At 57.8% G+C, this 19,366-nt stretch carries 14 protein-coding genes; 6 read left to right on the plus strand and 8 right to left on the minus strand.

From position 1 onward, the window contains the following. Positions 1 to 77: 77 nt before the first annotated feature. The 4 genes from HCK03_RS08860 to HCK03_RS08875 all read right to left on the minus strand — a co-directional run bounded on the left by HCK03_RS08860 (position 78) and on the right by HCK03_RS08875 (position 5,998). Positions 78 to 536 (minus strand): (2Fe-2S)-binding protein, encoded by a 459-nt coding sequence (locus HCK03_RS08860; protein WP_041146320.1) that lies wholly within the window; start codon positions 534 to 536, stop codon positions 78 to 80. After that, positions 533 to 3,757 (minus strand): molybdopterin cofactor-binding domain-containing protein, encoded by a 3,225-nt coding sequence (locus tag HCK03_RS08865; protein ID WP_167691424.1) that lies wholly within the window; start codon positions 3,755 to 3,757, stop codon positions 533 to 535. Before HCK03_RS08865 ends, HCK03_RS08860 begins: the two co-directional genes overlap by 4 nt. A gap of 408 nt (positions 3,758 to 4,165) precedes the next feature. Then, positions 4,166 to 5,620, minus strand: coding sequence for an AMP nucleosidase (locus tag HCK03_RS08870; RefSeq protein WP_143716178.1), 1,455 nt, complete (start codon positions 5,618 to 5,620; stop codon positions 4,166 to 4,168). 132 nt (positions 5,621 to 5,752) lie between these two features. Then, on the minus strand, positions 5,753 to 5,998 hold the full coding sequence (locus tag HCK03_RS08875; RefSeq protein WP_041146317.1) for a histidine kinase: 246 nt from the start codon (positions 5,996 to 5,998) through the stop codon (positions 5,753 to 5,755). Between the two features lie 182 nt (positions 5,999 to 6,180). Between HCK03_RS08875 and HCK03_RS08880 the strand changes: the two genes are divergently transcribed. Continuing rightward, positions 6,181 to 7,728, plus strand: a complete 1,548-nt coding sequence (locus HCK03_RS08880) for an alpha/beta hydrolase (RefSeq protein ID WP_155397522.1) — start codon at positions 6,181 to 6,183, stop codon at positions 7,726 to 7,728. Here HCK03_RS08880 and HCK03_RS08885 read toward each other — a convergent pair. Continuing rightward, positions 7,720 to 8,652, minus strand: coding sequence for a nucleoside recognition domain-containing protein (locus tag HCK03_RS08885; RefSeq protein WP_041146316.1), 933 nt, complete (start codon positions 8,650 to 8,652; stop codon positions 7,720 to 7,722). The two genes, HCK03_RS08880 and HCK03_RS08885, sit on opposite strands and share 9 nt — an antisense overlap. A gap of 225 nt (positions 8,653 to 8,877) precedes the next feature. On the opposite strand from HCK03_RS08885, the gene pagP reads away from it, so the two are divergent. Beyond that, positions 8,878 to 9,453 (plus strand): lipid IV(A) palmitoyltransferase PagP, encoded by a 576-nt coding sequence (gene pagP / locus HCK03_RS08890; protein WP_041146315.1) that lies wholly within the window; start codon positions 8,878 to 8,880, stop codon positions 9,451 to 9,453. A gap of 27 nt (positions 9,454 to 9,480) precedes the next feature. Here pagP and HCK03_RS08895 read toward each other — a convergent pair whose 3' ends face one another. Genes HCK03_RS08895 through HCK03_RS08905 form a run of 3 tightly spaced genes read right to left on the minus strand, consistent with a single transcriptional unit; the run spans position 9,481 to position 14,590 of the window. After that, entirely contained in the window at positions 9,481 to 10,446 is a 966-nt protein-coding gene (locus HCK03_RS08895; RefSeq protein WP_041146314.1) for an acyltransferase, read from the minus strand. Beyond that, on the minus strand, positions 10,443 to 13,505 hold the full coding sequence (locus tag HCK03_RS08900) for an efflux RND transporter permease subunit (protein ID WP_167691425.1): 3,063 nt from the start codon (positions 13,503 to 13,505) through the stop codon (positions 10,443 to 10,445). Before HCK03_RS08900 ends, HCK03_RS08895 begins: the two co-directional genes overlap by 4 nt. Continuing rightward, a complete protein-coding gene (locus tag HCK03_RS08905) occupies positions 13,505 to 14,590 on the minus strand; it encodes an efflux RND transporter periplasmic adaptor subunit (RefSeq protein WP_115192341.1) in 1,086 nt (361 codons plus the stop codon). The genes HCK03_RS08900 and HCK03_RS08905 overlap by 1 nt, the downstream gene beginning before the upstream one ends. Before the next feature lie 531 nt (positions 14,591 to 15,121). Here HCK03_RS08905 and HCK03_RS08910 point away from each other — a divergent pair. From HCK03_RS08910 to HCK03_RS08925, 4 genes are all read left to right on the plus strand, one after another. Beyond that, the gene (locus HCK03_RS08910; RefSeq protein WP_115192342.1) at positions 15,122 to 15,553 is read left to right on the plus strand and encodes a universal stress protein; all 432 of its coding nucleotides are present in this window, start codon (positions 15,122 to 15,124) and stop codon (positions 15,551 to 15,553) included. Between the two features lie 50 nt (positions 15,554 to 15,603). Then, entirely contained in the window at positions 15,604 to 18,291 is a 2,688-nt protein-coding gene (locus tag HCK03_RS08915) for a cation-transporting P-type ATPase (protein WP_115192343.1), read from the plus strand. A 318-nt stretch (positions 18,292 to 18,609) separates the two neighbouring features. Next, a complete protein-coding gene (locus HCK03_RS08920) occupies positions 18,610 to 18,963 on the plus strand; it encodes a type II toxin-antitoxin system RelE/ParE family toxin (protein WP_041146309.1) in 354 nt (117 codons plus the stop codon). Between the two features lie 4 nt (positions 18,964 to 18,967). Further along, positions 18,968 to 19,270: a helix-turn-helix domain-containing protein gene (locus HCK03_RS08925; RefSeq protein WP_076945586.1), complete on the plus strand. Its 303-nt coding sequence runs from the start codon at positions 18,968 to 18,970 to the stop codon at positions 19,268 to 19,270. Positions 19,271 to 19,366 lie beyond the last annotated feature (96 nt).

A 19,366-nucleotide genomic window follows, 5' to 3' on the forward strand; every position in this document is an offset into this window, starting at 1 on the left:
CAAACACTCTTTAACAGGCATAGGTCCTCCGCCACTATCGGCGCCCCGGATATCAGCTCGTCCGGGGCGTCGCAAACTCAGGCCTTCAGAATCGCTTTTATCGAGGTGATAATCGGCTGATAGCCGGTGCAGCGGCAGAGGTTACCCTCCAGCGCCTCGCAAATTTCGCTATCGGAAGGTTGAGGGTTTTGATCTAACAGGGCCTTCGTGCTCATCAGTACTCCCGGCGTACAGAAGCCGCACTGGACGCCGCCGTGGCGCACGAACGCGTTTTGCAGCTTCTTCCCGACGGCGTCATGCTGCAGGGCCTCAATCGTGGTGATTTCCGCGCCGTGGCACTGGGCGGCCAGCAGGAGGCACGAGCAGACCGATTTTTCGTTCATAATCACCGTGCAGGCCCCGCACTCGCCGACGGAGCAGCCCTCCTTGGTGCCGGTTAGCCGCAGATCCTCCCGCAGGAAATCCAGCAGGCGGGTGTTATCGTCCACTTCGCGACTTATGCGAATGCCATTAACCTTCAGCTCAATTCGGTTCATTTTTTTGCCACCTTCTGCTCTGCCAGCGTTTCCTGCATCATTTGTCGGAACATATCTTCAAATACCGGTATTTTGTAAGGGGCCGACCAGCGTCCGCCTATCGCCTCATGCATGATTTTGTTCAGCGCCTGGACCGCATCCTCAATTCTCTTCTCGTCGAGGACAAACCCCGTCAGGCAGGCCTCAACTTCCGTCAGCCGCTGGGGTTTACTGAGCAGAGCGCCATCCACCAGGCGGCAGAGCGCCAGGGTGCCATCGGCAGAAAAGGTGAACAGGCCCGTCAGGCTTTGGCGGGTGATATTCAGCGCGTTGCGGCGGCCCAGCTGTAAATAGCGCTGCTGTGATAGCGGCGCGGGCGGGGCAGGTAATATGACTTTGGTGACGATTTCGCCTTGCTTCAGCGCCGTGCGGTAGCCGCCGACGATAAAGTCGCTGAGCGCTATCTGCCGCGCGCCGCTGGCGCTGCGCAGCTCCAGCCTGGCGTCATAAATAATCAGCGGTGGAACCGAGTCGGCGCAGGGCGCGGCGTTGACGATATTCCCGCCAACCGTCGCCTGGTTGCGCAGCTGGAGAGAGCCGATAGTTTTGCAGGCCGTGACCAGCAGCGGGTAGCGCGCCTTGATCTGCGGGTGCCTGACCAAATCGGTAAAGCAGACCCCTGAGCCGATAATCAGCTCGTCGTTAAGCTCTTCTATCTGCCTGAGCTCCTGAAGCCCCGCAATATTCACCAGCCCGACCTCGTCGGTTTTCAACCGCGCCTGTACCAGAACGTCGGTCCCGCCGGCGATGGGCTGGCTATTTTCCCGCGCCAGCATCTGCAGCGCCTCGTCCAGATTTTTCGGTGTCGCCATTCGCAGCGTATTGAGGCGCAGAACCTGCTTATGCTCCGCTCCCTCCGCCATGAGTTCGCTCTGGCGCTCGGGTTTTTTCAGGTTATAGCCGAGGCGCACGCGCTCGAGGGTCAGGGGAAGCTGACGGTTGCGTTTCTCCAGGGCGAAGCTGACCGCGTTGTTAAGCGCCGCCGCTCCCAGCTCAAGGACCGGCTCGCCGATAACCTTGGCGCCTAAAGGCCCGGCGCGGTCGTGGTTTTCGACGGCGATAATATCGATATTGGGCATATCCTGGATGGTGGGCAGCAGATAGGTGTCAAAATTCTCGGATTTCACGGCCCCGTTTTCGGTATTAAAATCCTCCAGCATGCCGTATCCCACCATCCCCTGCAGCACGCCGCCGTAGACCTGACCGGCAAAGCCGACGGGATTTATCACCTTACCCACATCGTGGGCGGCGACGACGTGATTGATGGCGATCTTGCCGGTGCGGGTATCCAGCGCAATATCGGCGATCTGGCAGCCATAGACCCAGGTGAAATAGGGGCTGCCGCAGCCTTTTTCCTCATCCCAGTGGATAGCCGGCGCCACGTGCCAGCCGTAGGAGGAGAGGTTGGCGCCCGTCGCCCGGGTCAAATCGACAACCTCCTGAAAGGTCAGGGTAGTTTGCGGCTGGTGCCGATTGAACACTTTCCCCTCCTGCCACACCAGATCGTCTATACCGGCGGCCCCAAGCCGCTGGCTGACGGCGTTGGCCATCCGTTTCTTGATTTTATTGGCGGCGCTCAGGATGGCCTGACCGCCCATCAGCGTGCCGCGGGAGGCGACGGTAGAGCCGCCGTCGGCGATCATTGAGGTGTCAGGCTCAGAGAACATCACGCGATCCAGTCCGATGCCGAAGGCTTCCGCGGTAATCAGCGACATGGTGGTTTGCAAACCCTGGCCGTTTTCAGAGACGGAGGTCGAAATGTTGATGCTGCCATCGGCGTTCACCTGCATCAGCGCCGATGAGGCGTCCAGGCCCTCCGCGCCGAGGGAGCACCCGCGGTGGCTGAGCGCCAGGCCGATACCGTAGCGCACCGGCCCGCCCTCGGCGTTGAGCTTGCGATAGTGCTCACGCCTGGCGACGAACTCCGCTTTCGCCATGGCTTTTTCGAGGACTTCCTGCGCGGAGACCGTATGATTATCAAACACCTGCCCGGCCATGCTGGTATCGCCCTGGCGGAGAATATTGCGCAGGCGCAGCTCGACCGGGGAGAGACCCATCGCTTCGGCGACCTCATCCATCAGCGATTCATTGGCAAAAATCACCTGCGGAGCGCCGTAGCCGCGATAGGCGGAAGTGTAGTTATTGTTGGTATAGACCCCCGTCACGTCGACCCGCACGTTGGGAATGTTGTAAGGCCCGGCGGCCTGCACGGAGCTGCGCCAGGTCACGAACATGGTCTGCCCGGAGTAGCTGCCGCCATCGGCGATAATATCGACCTTAATCGCCTGAATGCGGGCCTCATCATCGAGGCCAATCTTGTACTTCATCTTATACGGATGGCGTTTATAGCTCTCCCGCATCGACTGTTCCCGATTGTAGGAGATCTTGACCGGGCGAGAGGTAAGATGCGCCAGCAGGGCGGCCCGGCAGGCAATATTGTCGATAATATCGTCCTTGCCGCCAAACGACCCGCCCAGTATCGAGCGCTTAACGTTGACCCGCGACTGCGGAAGGGCGAGGTATTTTGCCACGATCCCGCGTATGCGGTGGGCGTTCTGAATCGAGCCGGTAAGGGTCATCACCTGCTCGTTATTATCGATCCAGGCGGTAATGGATTCAGGTTCTATATAGCCATGCTCCTGAAACCCCACCTCGTACTCGCGTTCAAAAATATGCGTAGAGGCGGCAAAGCCGCTGTCGATATCGCCTTTGACGGTGTGGTGGTGATTAATAATATTGCTGTCGAGTTCGCTATGAATTAAGCGTGCTCCGGGCTTCATGGCCTCTTCTGGCGACACGATGGGCTGCCATGGCGTATAGGTTATGGCGATCTTTTCTGCGGCAAGGCACGCCGCTTCATAGGTTTCGGCGGCGACGACCGCAATCACATCACCGCGATAAGCAATTTCATCGCGAATGATGGGGGGATAGTCGGGAATGATAACGCCAAGGCTCTTCTCGCCGGGAATATCCTCCCACGTGGCAATACGCACCACGCCAGGAACGTTTCTTGCCTCAGATAAGTCGAGTGAGTCAATGCGTCCTGCAGGAATATCGACAAAACGACAAACGCCGTACAGCATATTTGCCATTTTAATATCATCGCCGTAAATAGCCTTGCCGCTCACCTTGGCCAGGCCATCAACGCGCGCGACTTCATTGCCAACCAGCGTAGTGGTCATATTTTTCTCCGTTTCCAGGGTCCTGTCCCTTATACGAACGACGCCCGACGGATGGTGTCACCGTAGGTCGCACTGCCGCAGCTGCGGGGGATGTCTGTTGCGCGGCATAACGATCGTAAAGACGTTTTTGCCTATCGGGCGAGAAGTAGCAATAGGTATGCCAGCTCAAAGGAATGGCGTTTTCGGGGGTGTCAACTGTGATGCCGATCGAACTTATTGGCGAAACGACGCTGCCTGCAAGAGAGGCCGCCGCCGTTGCCGCGGGATTATCACCTGCCGGGCGATAATTATTATCATAATGATAAAGGGCGGTGATGAAGAGATAGCCTTTCGGCGCTCCGCGGGCGTTTCTGGAAATGAGTGCCCCTGGGCGCCGGGTTGCGCCCAGGGGAGTACGGGGAAGGGAGGCTAGCGGAAAGGCGGTTCGTTGAAGGTGCGCAGCTTGCGCGAATGCATATGATCGCCTTCGGCCCGCAGGAGGTCGATGGCCTTAATGCCAATCTGTAAATGCTCTGAAATAGCCCCTTCATAAAAACGGTTGGCCTGGCCGGGGAGCTTTATCTCACCGTGCAGCGGTTTATCAGAGACGCACAGCAGCGTGCCGTAAGGGACGCGGAAGCGGTAGCCCTGAGCGGCGATAGTCGCGCTTTCCATATCAATCGCGACGGCGCGGCTGAGGTTGAAACGCAGCGCCGAGGCGGAATAGCGCAGCTCCCAGTTGCGATCGTCGGTGGTGACCACCGTCCCGGTGCGCAGCCGCTGCTTAACCTCTTCGCCCGGCATGCCGCTGATCTGCTTGGTGGCGTCGTACAGCGCGCGCTGGACCTCGGCGATGCTGGGGATCGGGATATCCGGCGGCAGCACCGCATCGAGCACGTGGTCGTCGCGCAGATAGGCGTGCGCCAGCACGTAGTCGCCGATGGTCTGGCTTTCGCGCAGGCCGCCGCAGTGGCCAATCATCAGCCACACGTCAGGGCGCAGCACCGCCAGATGATCGCAGATATTCTTGGCGTTAGAAGGGCCAACGCCGATGTTAATCAAGGTGATCCCTTGGCCATCTTTGGTGATCAGGTGCCAGGCGGGCATCTGGTGCTTTTTCCATGCCAGGTCGGACACGGCCTGCTCCGGCGCTTCGGTATCGGCGGTGATCCAGATCCCGCCGGCGCAGGAGAGCGCGATATAGGGGCTGTCGGGATCGAGGATCTGGCTGCAGCCCCAGCGCACGAACTCATCCACGTAGCGGGTGTAGTTGGTGAACAGGACGTACGGCTGGAAATGATCGACCGGCGTGCCGGTGTAGTGGCGCAGGCGGGCGAGGGAGAAATCGACGCGTCGGGCATCGAAGTGGGAAAGCGGGTGGTTTTCGGTCGGGTGGAAAATCCCGTCGGCGGTTTCATCGCCAATCTGCGACAGCTCGGTGGTCGGGAAATGGCGGGTCAGGCCCGCGCTCATCGAGCGATCGAGGGTCAGCTCGGAACCGTCGATCACGTAAGGGTAGGGAATTTCATGCTGCGAAAGCCCAACGCTAATGTGCGCGCCGTAATCCTCATACAGCAGGGTGAGCTGTTCGAGGAGGTAGGTGCGAAATAGCTTAGGATTGGTAATGGTGGTGCTGTAGCAACCGGCGTGGGTGAAGCGGCCCCAGGCGCGGGTTTTGAGGGCCTTGTGATCGGCGCCATCCCAGGATACGGACAGCAGGGGATAGACAAACAGCCCCTGGGCACGGACGGTCTCGTCAGGGAGCACGTTGTGGTTGATGTACTCGCCAATGGCTTTACGTAGCGCATTGACCGACTGCTCATACTGCGTTTCTAGCTGACTCAGCGCTTGTTCTGGGGTCAGACTGGCGGCCTTGTGGTTCATCATTCGCTCCTTGTTTCAGGTCTGCTGACGTGTTCGATAGTATGTCACAGACCGAAAAGAGCGAAGGGGAATTTCACCGGCTGAGCGATGAAAATACTGCAAATAGAAACAGTTGGTGATGATTACTGGCGGCTATTCGGCGACGGAATGCGCGCTATCGGCCCAGCGCTCGGCGCTGAAGTGCGTCGCCTTTTGTACCTTCAGGGTTACCGCGGGATCGTCGTTGATGCTGTAGCGGGCGTTCGCCAGCGGCGTGAGCTTATCGCCGATTTTTAAGCCGCAGCGGCAGGGTTCAATCTCGGCAATGATCAGCAGCTGGCCGCTTTGTAAAACCACGCGGGTCGTTTCGGTGCAGACCTTTTTTACCCACCACTCCATCTCTTTCTCCCTGGCCTGTTATATTCCTGGCGATAATTGTCTTTTGCTGCTCTTCTGACAATAAGAATAGCCTTTCGGTTTAGTCTATGTTTAAAAAGCGTCTCGCAGGCTTTAATCACATAGACACCAATGCGCTAATGCGCAAACGGTCGTCATATACGGCAAAGAAAATGGACAGCGATATGGCAATGATGCGCTTTACCCGATACCTGAATAAAGCTGGTTTAAAAGTCGCCTCGCTGGTGAAAAAAATCGCCGTGGGCCTGCTTATCGTGATTGGCGTTTTTTTTGCCGGACGTATTTATGAAACCCAGCGCGGGCCTGCGCTGCATTCGTGGCATACCTGGTCCGCCGATGAAATGTCGGCGGCTGAGATTGACCGCACCACCTTCGCCGGATATCTGGCGCGGGAGGGGGCTATTTTTCAGCAGATGAAAACCCAGCTGACCGATGCGCTTCCTGATGATGAAAAAACGCCGCTCAATCGTTTTTATGCCCAAAGCGAGGTCTACCCGGAGAAGTTTCAGCCTAACTGGAACCGCTCCTTCGTGCTGCTGCCGGAGGGAAAACCGCGCGGTACCGCGGTGCTGCTGCACGGGCTGACGGACTCGCCCTACAGCGTGCGCTATCTGGCAAAAGCCTATCAGCAGCAGGGGTTCGTAGCGGTGGTGCCGAGGCTGCCGGGACACGGCACCGCGCCGGGATCGCTGACCGCCGTTGACTGGCAGGCGTGGATGGCGACAACGCGGCTGGCGGTACGCGAAGCGACGCGGCTGGGCGGGCCGAAGGTACCGCTGCACGTGATCGGCTACTCCAACGGCGGCGCGCTGGCGCTGAAGTATGCGCTCGATGCGCTGGATGATAATGCCCTGCCCGAGCCGCAGCAGATAGTCCTGCTGTCGCCGATGATCGGGGTGACGGCATTTGCCCGTTTTGCCGGGCTGACGGGGCTGCCGGCGGTGTTTCCGGCCTTTGCCAGGGCGGCATGGCTGAACGTGGTGCCCGAGTTTAATCCTTATAAGTACAACTCGTTTCCGGTGAAGGCGGCCCGCCAGTCGTGGCTGTTAACCCAGGCGCTGCAGGAGCAGATAGTCCAGGCCTCCCGCAGCCAGCGGCTTGCCGCGCTGCCGCCGGTGCTGACCTTCCAGTCGGTCATGGACTCCACGGTGAGCACCCGGGCGGTGGTTGATTCGCTGTATCGCTATCTGCCGCAAAACGGCAGCGAGCTGGTGATTTTTGATATCAACCAGGCCGCCAACCTGCGGGCGCTGTTCCGTCCCGCGCTCTACTCTGCGGTCAGCGCGCTTCTGCCGCCCGCGCCGCGGCAATACAGCACCACGGTGATCACCAACGCCTCGCCCACCACCTATGAGACGGTGGCCCGCACCACGCCGGCAGGAGAAAAAGCGGAGCGGGTGACGCCGCTGAACCTGGCGTGGCCGCAGGATATGTATTCGCTCTCGCACGTGGCGGTGCCGTTCCCGCTGAACGACTCCCTGTACGGCCGCGAGCCGACGGAGAAGAACCTTTACGGTATTAGCATCGGTACGATTTCGCTACGGGGAGAGACCTCCAGCCTTAGCGTCGGGCTGGATACGCTGATGCGCGTGACCTCCAACCCGTTCTTCCCGTTTATGATGGCGCGCATTGACCAGCGCATCGGCTGCGGCTTCCAGCCTGATATGCGGGCCTGTCTGCAGCCTGAAGCGCGGGTTGAGGCCTCAAAATAGCGAGACGTGCATCAGGGTGCGCACCGCGATGCCAACCATGGCGCCAGGCGCGACAAAGCGGAACAGGCGGACAAACCGCGAGCTGACGCCAAGAAAAATGCCGATTCCCGGCAGATCAAAGGTTTGAATCAACAGCCCGGCGGAGGCGTTAATCTGGTTGGCGGTGACCTTGCCCTGCTGAAGCAATTCAGAGATCACGCCAAAGTAGGCCGTGCCGCCGGCCACGCATTTTACCAGCGCCGGCAGGACGAAGTTTTCCGGGATATGCAGCCACAGCAGCAGCGGCATCAACAGGCGCTGCAGCATATCAATCAGCCCGGCCGCCTGCACCAGCCCGACGATGGTGAGCGACAGGATCAGCATCGGCACGGCGCCGAGGGCCAGACGAATCGCGTCGGAGCCGGCGCTGTTGATAACGGAAATGATCCCCTGGCTATTTTGCTCCGCGTTGGGTAGCGCCTCCGCGCGGGCGTTTTCGACGGTCGACAGCCGCCGGCCGGTGAAGTACCAGGTTGCCGCCGCCGCGCACAGCCCGCCAACAATCGAAATGATTATCGAGGCCATCCAGTGCAGGCCGAAGGGCGCGAGAGGGTAGAAGACGTTGCCTTGACCCATAGCAAAGACCATGGCCAGAGTCGCGGCCATCTGCCGGTCCGAGACGCCGCGTTTATCCATAATCGACAGGGTTGCCAGCGGGGCGGCAAAGCTGACGAAATTCATCTGGATCAGGGCAAAAGCGCTCATTCCGGTTAAACCAAACGGCTTGAGCAGCGGCGCCACCCAGCGGACGATAACGTCGAGCACCCCGCGTACTTCCAGGTATTTCATGATGATCAGCATCACTACCATAATGGGTAGTAGGGTATAAAGCGCGACGTTAACCGAGGACTTTCCCGCCGACATAATAATGCTTATGACATCCATTTATTTTACGAGCACCGCCTGCAAAATCATTCATTAGCGTCATGATAATCCCCGCTGCCGTGAAATGATATGCTCTGCCGCTATTGGCAACTGCCCTGCCGGTTGTTATATATACTGTTCATAAGGGGCGCGTATTACCGGTAAAATGCCGCCACGACATTTGCAAAGCGCGGTTATTATTCCCGAAATAAAAACCCAGTGGAAATTATCTATAAGGAAAAGCCTATGCAACGTTGTCGGCTGATGGTATTGGCAGCTCTGATTATTTTTGCCTCTGCGGCGCGGGCTGAAAAGGGCGTTTACGGTGAACAGCGCATCAGCGGCTGGTGGGACTGGTTAAAAAATGATGTTTCGCAAACCTGGAATGAGCCGCAAAACTATGACCTGTATCTGCCGTTTCTTAGCTGGCACAACCGCTTAACCTACGATAAAGAGAAAACGGATAACTACAATGAGATGCCCTGGGGCGGCGGCTTCGGCTTCTCTCGCTACCACGATGACGGCGACTGGAGCTCGCTGTACGCCATGATGTTTAAGGATTCGCATAACGAGTGGCAGCCCATCATCGGCTACGGCTGGGAGAAGGGTTGGTATCTGGATAGCGCCCGCGATTTCCGCCTCGGGCTCGGGGTGACCGCCGGAATTACCGCGCGCGATGATTTCGCTAATTACGTGCCGCTACCGATTATCCTGCCGCTGTTTTCCGCAAGCTATCAGCGGCTTAGCGTGCAGTTTACCTATATTCCCGGCACCTATAATAACGGTAACGTCCTCTTTGCCTGGCTGCGCTATGGTTTTTAAACCCGGCGCCAGGCCGGGTCGGAAGGCTTAAAGGGTGATCACCTTTTTAGCGACCGGGTTTGATAACACCAGCATTGAAATCAATACCGAGGCGACAAACGTCAGGGCAATCAGCATTAATTTTGTGCTCAGCGAACCGATCGGGATAAGGGAGCTCAGGAGATGAAAAACTGAGTAGTGGAGGATATAGACCCCGGTCATCGTTTTGCTGATTGCCGCCAGAATACTCTCCTTAAACTCGCTGTTTTTACGAAAACGAACGCCGTTAGCCGCAATAACCAGCGCCACCACCAGAATATAAATTTGCGAACCGGTGAGCAGGAACGCATTTCTGTCGGCCTTAAACAGAGCGAAAAAGAAATGGCGTTCGTAAAACCAGGTGAAAAGATAAATAAACGGTATGGCACACATCGCGGCTTTTACCACTTTATCGCGAGTCAGCCAGCGCACGACCATTGGATCGTTAAACAGCTGGCCGGTTAAATAGAACAACAGCCAGGTCCACAGGCGATACTGCGGCGCCAGGCTTAGCACATGAACGTCGGGATAGAGTGCCGCCAGCAGATCGTAGCCGTAGGAGAACAGCAGCAGGGCAAACACCGCGCTAAAAAAGATCCTTCTGCGCAGGCTTAGCCACTCGATCAGCGGGTGGAAGGTATAGATCACAATAAAGGTGAAGACAAACCACGGCTGAATCAGATAGCCGCGCTGGTAGGGCTCAAAGAGGTAGTAAATCGTCATCCAGAAAAGGAAGACTATCACCACGCTTTTAATTTTGCCCATCTGCCAGCGCTCGCCGTGTCGGGACTGGGCGTCGAGATAGCCCGCCACCACAAAAAATAGCGGGGTGGCGATGGTCGAGACAAACGTCAGAAAGCCGAGGATCCAGTGATAATCGTAATCATACAGATCCCAGGTGTTATAGATGGTAAAGAACGTTACCGCCGTCATGCATCCCAGCGTTTTAATAATATTTAACCCGGTGGTGTTCATTGTGCTTGCTGCATATCCTTAGGGTGGAAACAGGCGTAAATAACCGGAAGAACCAGTAGTGTCAGGATGGTCGCAAAACCCAGTCCAAACATGATAACAACCGCCATGCTCTGGAAGAAGACGTCCAGCAGCAGCGGCGCCAGCCCGAGCACGGTGGTGAAGGCCGTGAGCAGTATAGGGCGTAAGCGCGAGGTTGCGGCATAGATAATTGCCTGGTGCTGCGGTTTTTCCTGTTTCTGCTGTTCAATCTCTTCCACCAGCACGATGCCGTTGCGGATAAGCATTCCGCTCAGGCTGAGCAAACCGATCAGCGCCATAAAGCCGAAAGGTATGCCGGTAATTAAAAAGCCCGGGGTCACGCCGATAAGCGCCAGCGGCACGGTCAGCCAGATGGCAACCGCATTTTTCAGCGAGCTGAACATCAGCACGGTGATGACAAACATCACCAGATAGCCTAGCGGCAGGGTGGTGAAGAGCCCCTGCTGCGCTTCGCTGGAGTTCTCGGCATCGCCTCCCCACTCAATGCTGTAGCCGTGCGGCAGGCTGATCGCGTTAATCTGCGGCTGCACCCGCGCCAGAATATCCCCCGAGGTTTGGTTGCTCAGAGGGTCGGGGTCGGTCATCACCGTCAGTACGCGGCTGCGGTCACGGCGCAGAATCAACGGATCTTCCCATTCAAGGGTAAAGTCGCTGACCACGTTGCTCAACGGGATGTACTGCTGCCGGCTCTGGCTCCACACCAGCACGTTGTTGAGATGGTTAGCATCCTGACGTTCGGCGGCCGGCGGACGGACCACTACCGGCAGCAGATCGGCGCCTTCGCGGTACAGCCCAACGCGGCTGCCGGTGAAGTTCATCTGCAGCGCGCTGTCGATATCCTGTTTATCCACTCCCAGCTCGCGCCCGAGGGTGGTCGAGTACTGCGGTCGGATCGTTTTACTGCGGTTCTGCCAGTCGTTACGCACGCTGCCGGCGGCCGGATCCGCGGAGAGGATGGTGCTCACCTGGCTGGCTATCAGCCGTAATCTGTCGGGATCCTGGCCTTTGATCCGCACCTCGATCGCGCTGTCGCCGGACGGACCGAACATCACCCGCTTGCTGCTGGCGTTGACCTGCGGATAGTTGCGCGCAATATAGGCGTCAACGTGGCGCGTCAGGGCGTCGATGCTGCGCCGATCGTCCATGCGAACCATAATCTGCGCATAGTTGCTGTACTGCCGCTGGCCGCTGTAGGTGAGGATAAAGCGCATGCTGCCCTGGCCGACGGTAGCCACGGTGGTGACGACCCCTGGCTGGCCGTTAATCGTCGTTTCGATATCGCTGGCCATTTTTTCGGTTGCCGCAATATCGGTACCGTAGGGCAGCCACAGGTCAACGAAGAAGATCGGCGTGTTTGATGAAGGGAAAAAGTTCTGCCGCACCGAACCGAATCCCCAGATAGCGCCGCCCAGCAGCGCCGCCATCAGCACGAGGGTGATGGTTTTGCGCATCAGCAGGGCGTTAAGGATCTGCTGATAGCTGCGGTAAAAGCGCCCGCGGTAGGGATCGGCCTCGGCGGCCGGCGTCGGGGACGCCGCGCCTTTAAACAGCCACCATTTGATCAGCACCGGGGTGATGGTGAGCGCCGAGAACCAGCTGAGCATCAGCGAGATTAACAGCACCTGGAACAGTGACTTACAGTATTCCCCCGTCGAGTCCTGCGACAGGCCGATCGGTGCGAAGGCGAGGATCGCAATCACGGTCGCCCCCAGCAGGGGCAGGGCGGATCGGCGGATAACGTAGTTAACGGCGGTCAGCAGCGTCGATCCCTGCTGGCGGGCAATCAGCACCCCTTCGACGATGACGATGGCGTTATCGACCAGCATGCTGAGGGCGATAATAAGCGCGCCCAGCGAAATCCGCTGCAGCTCAATGCCCCACAGGTACATAATTAGCAGCGTGCCCAGCACGTTAAGCGCCAGCGAGAAAGCGATAATAATGCCGCTGCGCACGCCCATGAAGATCAGCAGCACGCCGACGACAATGGCCAGCGCCATCAGGAAGTTGGTGATAAATCCGCTAACCGACTGGCCGACTTCGGCCGCCTGATCGTAGAACAGATCGATTTTAATCCCGGCAGGTTTTTCCGCCGACATTTGCTCAAGCCTCGCCTCCAGCGCGTGGCCAACGTCGATGACGTTGACGCCGGGGATGAACGAAACGCCCATCGTCACCGCCTGGCGACCGTTGGCGTGGTAGATGCTGGAGGGCGATTCGCTCAGCCCGCGCGAGAGGGTGGCAATATCCCGCAGCCGGGTCGTCGCCCCGGTGCCGTGGGGGTTGATGGGCAGATCGCCCAGCTCGTCGAGATTCTCAAATTCCCCGGTCGGATGCAGGCGAATGGACTCGCTGCCGGATTTAATCTCCCCGGCGCTGGAAACGACGTTCAGGCGGCTGAGAATGGCGGAAAGCTGATTCAGCGTAATGCCGCGGGCCGCCATTTTGGGCAGCGAGATATCAATATTAATTTGCTGCGGGATCGCGCCGCCGATGGCGACCTTGCCGACGCCGGGTACCAGTACCAGCTCCCGGCGCAGCTGCTCGGCATAGCGAACCAGTTCCGGATTGGTAAAGCTGTCGCCGGAAATGGCAAAGAAAAAGCCAAACACGTCGCCGAAATCATCGTTTACGAAGGGGGCAACCACGCCGGGCGGGAAGAGCCGGGCCGCGTCGCCCACCCGGCGCCGCAGCTCGTCCCATATCTGCGGCAGCTCGCTGGAGTGATAGTTCGAGGCGATGTTTACGGTTATCTGCGACAGCCCGTTGGAGGAGATAGAGCTGACGTTATCCAGGTAGGGCAGCTGCTGCAGGGCATTTTCCAGCGGCAGGGTGACCTCTTCCTCGACCTGCTGAGCCGATGCCCCCGGATAGTGGGTAATGACCACGGCGGTTTTAATCGTAAACGCCGGATCTTCCAGACGGCCGATATTGAGCAGGGCGAAAATACCGCCTACGCCCAGCAGCAGAATGGTCAGCCAGACGCGGACGGGATTATTGATAAACTGGCGGGATATATCCATTAAAGGCCTCGTTCACGCGTCCAGATTCGAACCGGCTGCTGCGCATGCAGTTCGCTTACGCCAGCGGCCACTACGCGCTCGCCGGCGCTGAGCCCGTCTGTAATGACGACCCCCTGGGTTGTCACCTGCCCGACGCTCACTTTGCGATCCTCGAGATGCAGCTGCTCGCCATCGCCTTTAATCACCCACACGTGCGGCTCGTTGCGCTGATGATTATCGGGATTGAAGACCGCCTCAACCGGCACCACCAGCGCCTCGCGGCCGGCGTTGGCGGGGAGGTTTGCCAGGTTTATCGTCACGGTTCCGCTAACGCCGCCGACCGTTGGGAAATCGGCCGGGCGCGGCATGGTCAGGATCACCTGCCAGGTGAGGCTGCTATTGTCGCTGCTGCCGGAATGCTCTTTGTACTGCGCGGTGAACTGGCGGTCCGGCAGGGAGTTGATTCTGACGATCGGGCGATACTGGGCGTTGCGAATATCAAAGGCGCTAAAGAGGTTTTCCGGGATGCTAAAGACCACGTCGAGCAGATCGGTGCGCGTCAGGGTCACCACGGTTTGCCCGGCGGCGACGACCTGATGATTGCGCACCGGCACGCTGGCCGCTACCCCGCTAAAGGGCGCGTTGAGCGTCATCTGGCCGAGCTCTTCGCGGGCAATTTTCAGCGCGGCGTTGGCCGAGTCGCGGCTGGCGCGCTGAACGTCCATTTCCGCTTTTGAAATAGCCTGACGGCCGGCGAGGGTCTGGAAGCGATCGAACTGCCGCTGCGCAAGCGTGGCGGCGGTTTGTCGTTCATTGACGCGCTGCTGGGCTTCGCGCGCGTTGAGCCGGGCGAGGACCTGCCCTTGCGTAATGTTAGCCCCCTGGCGAACGTCGAGCGATTCAACCTGGCCGCCGCGTTTAAAGGAGAGTTCCGTGGAGTCCCCGGACTCGATGCGCGCGGGGAAAATACGCTGCTGTGAATCACCCACCGCGGCCACCTCAGCGGCTTTCACCATCCGCGGCAGCGGCGTAACCTGCGGCGCTTTCTGGTCGCAAGCTGTTGTTATTAAAATAACAACAGGAATGAGAGAAAAATAACGGTTCACTGTATTCCCCTCAGAGCTAAAAGATTTATTTTAAATGTTAGTGATAAACGTCGAACTTATTCAGCCAGGGCAGAGACGACGACATAGGTGAATAATCCTGTAGCCGTACAGGCAATTATTGCCAGGGCAATAAACAGGCTCAGGCGAAACAGGCTATAGCCAAACATCGTTCCTCCTAATAGTACTGGTTATAGAGTAAGTAAAGTCTTATCTACCTAATTCTTGAGTGGTTTTCAGAAGCTCCAGAGCTCCTGATAATGAGCATAGTCGCAGAAAAGCGGAAATGTTAAAAAGAGTAAAAATTGCCCTTATGTCGACGGTTTAGGGTGGTTTGCAGATGAATTGTCTGAGGGCGGCTATCTCCGTGATATTTTTCAATATATTAATTGGTGGCTTAAAAATGTTAACAGTCCTGTGCTACGTTTAATCATACCGACTTCTGTGCCCGCTTTCGTTCCTGAGATTTTCCTCAACGCGTCTCGTTGGGAGATATTTGCGATCTATTCTATTGGTAATAAAAGGATTGTCTGTATGTATAAAAATATTCTGGTCCCGGTTGATGTCTTTGAAATCGGCCTTGCCGACAAAGCGCTATCCCACGCTCAGTTCCTCGCACAAAGCTCTGCCGGGAAAATTCACCTGGTGCACGTAAATCCTCTCTTTTCCCCGGCGCTGACGCGGGGATTTATTTCCGATGCGCGAAAAATGGAAGACTATCTTGTTAAAAACTCTCAGGAAAAACTTGCTGAGCTCGTCAGAAAGTCGGGCCTGACGGAAGGTGACGTTGAGATTCACGTTCGCAGCGGCAACGTTCGTGACGAAGTGACGAAGCTGGCCGACGAGCTGCAGGCGGATGTGGTGATTATTGGCTCGCGCAACCCCAATATTCAGACCCATTTGCTGGGTTCCGAGGCGGCCAGTATCGTTCGTTATGCTCACGTTCCGGTTTTTGTTGTGCGTTAAGGGCGGCCTGATGCTGTTCTGATTTCCGTTACAGGAGTGAGGAGATAACTATGAGTACAGACAAACCGGGCGGCCCGTTCTACAAGCTCTCCGTCGATGAAACCCTGTCCAGCACCAACAGCTCCCCCGAGGGGATTAGCAGCGCGGAAGCGGCATCGCGACTCCAGAAATTCGGCGAGAACGCGTTACCGCAAAAGCCGGGCAAACCCGCCTGGCTGCGCTTCCTGGCCCACTTCAACGATGTTCTGATTTACGTCCTGCTGGCGGCGGCGCTGCTGACCGCAGTCATGGGCCACTGGGTCGATACCCTGGTGATTCTGGGCGTCGCGGTGATCAATGCCCTGATTGGCCATATTCAGGAAAGTAACGCCGAAAAATCGCTGCAGAGCATTCGCAATATGCTGTCCAGCGAAGCGGTGGTGATCCGCCAGGGGAACCATGAAACGATTCCGACCACCGCACTGGTGCCGGGCGATATTGTGGTGATCCGCGCGGGCGACCGTATTCCTGCCGACCTGCGGGTTATCGAAGCCCACAACCTGCGCGTGGAGGAGGCGATTCTCACCGGTGAATCAACGGTGGTTGAGAAAAGCACTGAGGCGCTGAGCGGCGAGCTTCCTCTCGGCGACCGCACCAACCTGCTGTTCTCGGGTACCACGGTGAGCTCCGGCGGCGGTAAAGGCCTGGTGGTGGCGACCGGCGGTGATACCGAGCTGGGCCATATCAACCAGATGATGGCGGATATTGAAAAGCACCGCACGCCGCTGCTGGTGCAGATGGACAAGCTCGGGAAAGCCATTTTTATCATCATTCTGGTGATGATGGCCGCGCTGTTTGTCTTCAGCCTGCTGTTCCGCGATATGCCGGTTTCGGAGCTGATGCTCTCGCTGATTAGCCTCGCGGTGGCGTCGGTGCCGGAAGGGCTGCCGGCGATCATCTCGATTATTCTCTCTCTGGGCGTGCAGACCATGGCCCGGCAGAAGGCGATTATCCGCAAGCTGCCGACCGTTGAGACCCTGGGGGCGATGACGGTGATTTGCTCGGATAAAACCGGGACGCTGACCATGAACGAGATGACGGTCAAAGCCGTCATTACCGCGGACACCATTTATCGGGTCGAAGGGGATAGCTATGAGCCGATCGGTAATATCCATCCGGTAGATGATTCCGGGCCGGTGGTGGTGGCGCCGGGCACGCTGCTCGAGCGCTATCTGCGGACCATTGATTTATGTAACGACAGCCAGCTCATCAAGGATGAAAGCGGATTATGGAAAATTACCGGCGGCCCGACGGAAGGGGCGCTGAAGGTGCTGGCGGCGAAGGTCGCGCTGCCGGCGGTAGCGACCGAGCTGCGGAGCAAAATTCCTTTCGACTCGCAGTATAAGTATATGTCGACGCTCTACCGCATCGGCGACGAGGAGATGATCTTAATTACCGGCGCCCCGGACGTGCTGTTCCGGCTCTGCCAGCAGCAGCAGACCGATAGCGGCCTGCAGCCGCTCGATCAGCCGTACTGGGAGGCAAAAATTGAAGAGTACGCGCGGGAAGGGCTGCGCATGGTGGCGGCGGCGTGGAAGCCTGCGGCCAGCGGTCAGACCGAGCTGACCCACCAGGATTTGCAGGAGGGGGTCATTCTCCTCGGTATTGCCGGGATGATGGATCCGCCGCGTCCGGAAGCCATTACGGCGATCCGCGACTGCCTGCAGGCGGGGATCCGCGTGAAGATGATCACCGGCGATCACCCGCAAACGGCGATGAGTATTGGACAAATGCTGGGCATCGGCAACGCCGGCACGGCCATTACCGGGCGCGAGCTTGAGGTAATGGACGACCAGCAGCTCAGCGAAGCCGCGCAGAAGTTTGATATTTTTGCGCGTACCAGCCCGGAGGATAAGTTCCGCCTGGTGCAGGCGCTGCAGAGTAAAAAAGAGGTGGTCGGGATGACCGGCGACGGGGTGAACGATGCGCCGGCGCTGAAGCAGGCCGACGTTGGGATCGCCATGGGCATCAAGGGTACCGAAGTGACCAAGGAAGCGGCCGATATGGTGCTTACCGATGATAACTTCGCCACCATCGCCAGCGCGGTCAGGGAAGGGCGGCGGGTGTACGATAACCTGAAGAAAACCATCCTCTTTATTATGCCGACTAACCTGGCGCAGGGGCTGTTGATTATTATTGCCCTGCTGGCGGGGAATTTAATTCCGCTGACTCCGGTGCTGATCCTGTGGATGAACATGGCGACCTCGGCCACGCTGTCATTTGGCCTGGCGTTTGAGGCCGGCGAAAAGAACATCATGAAGCGTCCGCCGCGCGATCCTAAGCTGCACGTTATGGACGGTTTCGCTATCTGGAGGGTTATTTTCGTCGGCTCGATGATCGCCGTGAGCGCTTTTGTACTGGAAGCCTGGCTCCAGCCGCGAGGCTACTCGCCGGAGTTCATTCGTACCGTCCTGCTGCAAACGCTGGTCACCGCCCAGTGGTTCTATATGCTCAACTGTCGCGTCGCCGACGGTTTCTCTCTGAGCAAAGGATTACTGGCCAACAGAGGCATCTGGATCGTCAGCGGCGTTCTGCTGGTGCTGCAGCTGCTGATCATCTACGCGCCGTTTATGCAGATGCTGTTTGGTACCGCCGCGCTGCCGTTCCGCTACTGGGTGATCACCTTTATCATCGGATTTGTGATGTTCCTGATTGTCGAAATCGAAAAACCGTTAACCCGGAAATGGCGTACGTCCTGACGGGCGGCGAGCAGGGTTAAAAACGCACCTTTCAACTTAAGGGGGCAGGCCGTCCGGTCGCCCCCTTCTTAATCAGGTCTGGCCGCTCGGTCGCTCCCTTCTCAATCAGAGCGGGTATCCTCCCCGCTGGCAAACGTGCCGATGCTTATGCGGCCCGCGCCGCAAGGCGACGATCGGTTTTCATCTTATTCAATCAATGACTGGAATATGCCTTCCTTTTGCTGGCAAAAGGGTATGCGTTGCGTCCGGCCAGGCGTCATTATCTTCACTATTGCTTTGCATCTATATAGTTTGCGATCTATATTGTGAGGAGGTCCCGTGTGGATAATTAAGACGACGGATCGGTTTGACGGCTGGTTTAGTGCGCTTTGCGCAACCGATCGGGCATGTGTACTGGCATTGCTACTGGTTCTGCGGGAAAGAGGGCCGGGCTTGTCCAGACCTTATGCCGATACGCTCAAAGGCTCATGCTACGGCAACATGAAAGAGCTGCGGGTTCAGAGCCGGGGCGATCCCATCCGGGTGTTTTTCGCCTTCGACCCATGCCGGGCCGGCATCCTGCTCTGCGCGGGTCACAAGGTCGGTAATGAAAAACGCTTCTATGAGCAGACGATCCCAATTGCCGATCGGGAATTCACAGATTATTTGAATACGTTAGATGATAAGGAGTAATGCAATGGGCAGAACGCTCGAACAGCTTCTTGCGGATGAGAAACCGGAGGTGGTGGCCGACGCGCAGACGATGGCGACGGACATCCTGCTCAACATCCATCTTGCCGAACTGCGTGAAAAGGTGCAGAAAACGCAGGTAGAAATGGCGCAGGCCCTGGGCATCCGGCAGCCTACCGTCGCCAGCATGGAAAAGCAGGGGCGCGATTTGAAACTCTCCACCCTTAAGCGTTACGTTGAGGCGGCAGGCGGTAAACTGCGTCTTGATGTGGAGCTGCCTGACGGCTCTCACTTCGGCTTTGCTCTGTAAAGACCGTTCAGCGCCACGCCCGGTGCAGCAGGCTCTGGCTCACCTGGCTGTGCATCTGGCCGTTGAAGTGCAGGATGATTAATCCACAACTGGAGC

The sequence above is a fragment of the Klebsiella terrigena genome (assembly GCF_012029655.1).
GTDB classification, from domain to species: Bacteria; Pseudomonadota; Gammaproteobacteria; order Enterobacterales; family Enterobacteriaceae; genus Klebsiella; species Klebsiella terrigena.

Excerpts from the sequence above, each read along its gene's own strand:
- HCK03_RS08860 (WP_041146320.1), bottom strand. The coding sequence starts at position 536 with ATGAACCGAATTGAGCTGAAGGTTAATGGCATTCGCATAAGTCGCGAA.
- HCK03_RS08865 (WP_167691424.1), bottom strand. The coding sequence starts at position 3,757 with ATGACCACTACGCTGGTTGGCAATGAAGTCGCGCGCGTTGATGGCCTG.
- HCK03_RS08870 (WP_143716178.1), bottom strand. The coding sequence starts at position 5,620 with ATGAACCACAAGGCCGCCAGTCTGACCCCAGAACAAGCGCTGAGTCAG.
- HCK03_RS08875 (WP_041146317.1), bottom strand. The coding sequence starts at position 5,998 with ATGGAGTGGTGGGTAAAAAAGGTCTGCACCGAAACGACCCGCGTGGTT.
- HCK03_RS08880 (WP_155397522.1), top strand. The coding sequence starts at position 6,181 with ATGGCAATGATGCGCTTTACCCGATACCTGAATAAAGCTGGTTTAAAA.
- HCK03_RS08885 (WP_041146316.1), bottom strand. The coding sequence starts at position 8,652 with ATGGATGTCATAAGCATTATTATGTCGGCGGGAAAGTCCTCGGTTAAC.
- pagP (WP_041146315.1), top strand. The coding sequence starts at position 8,878 with ATGCAACGTTGTCGGCTGATGGTATTGGCAGCTCTGATTATTTTTGCC.
- HCK03_RS08895 (WP_041146314.1), bottom strand. The coding sequence starts at position 10,446 with ATGAACACCACCGGGTTAAATATTATTAAAACGCTGGGATGCATGACG.
- HCK03_RS08900 (WP_167691425.1), bottom strand. The coding sequence starts at position 13,505 with ATGGATATATCCCGCCAGTTTATCAATAATCCCGTCCGCGTCTGGCTG.
- HCK03_RS08910 (WP_115192342.1), top strand. The coding sequence starts at position 15,122 with ATGTATAAAAATATTCTGGTCCCGGTTGATGTCTTTGAAATCGGCCTT.
- HCK03_RS08915 (WP_115192343.1), top strand. The coding sequence starts at position 15,604 with ATGAGTACAGACAAACCGGGCGGCCCGTTCTACAAGCTCTCCGTCGAT.
- HCK03_RS08925 (WP_076945586.1), top strand. The coding sequence starts at position 18,968 with ATGGGCAGAACGCTCGAACAGCTTCTTGCGGATGAGAAACCGGAGGTG.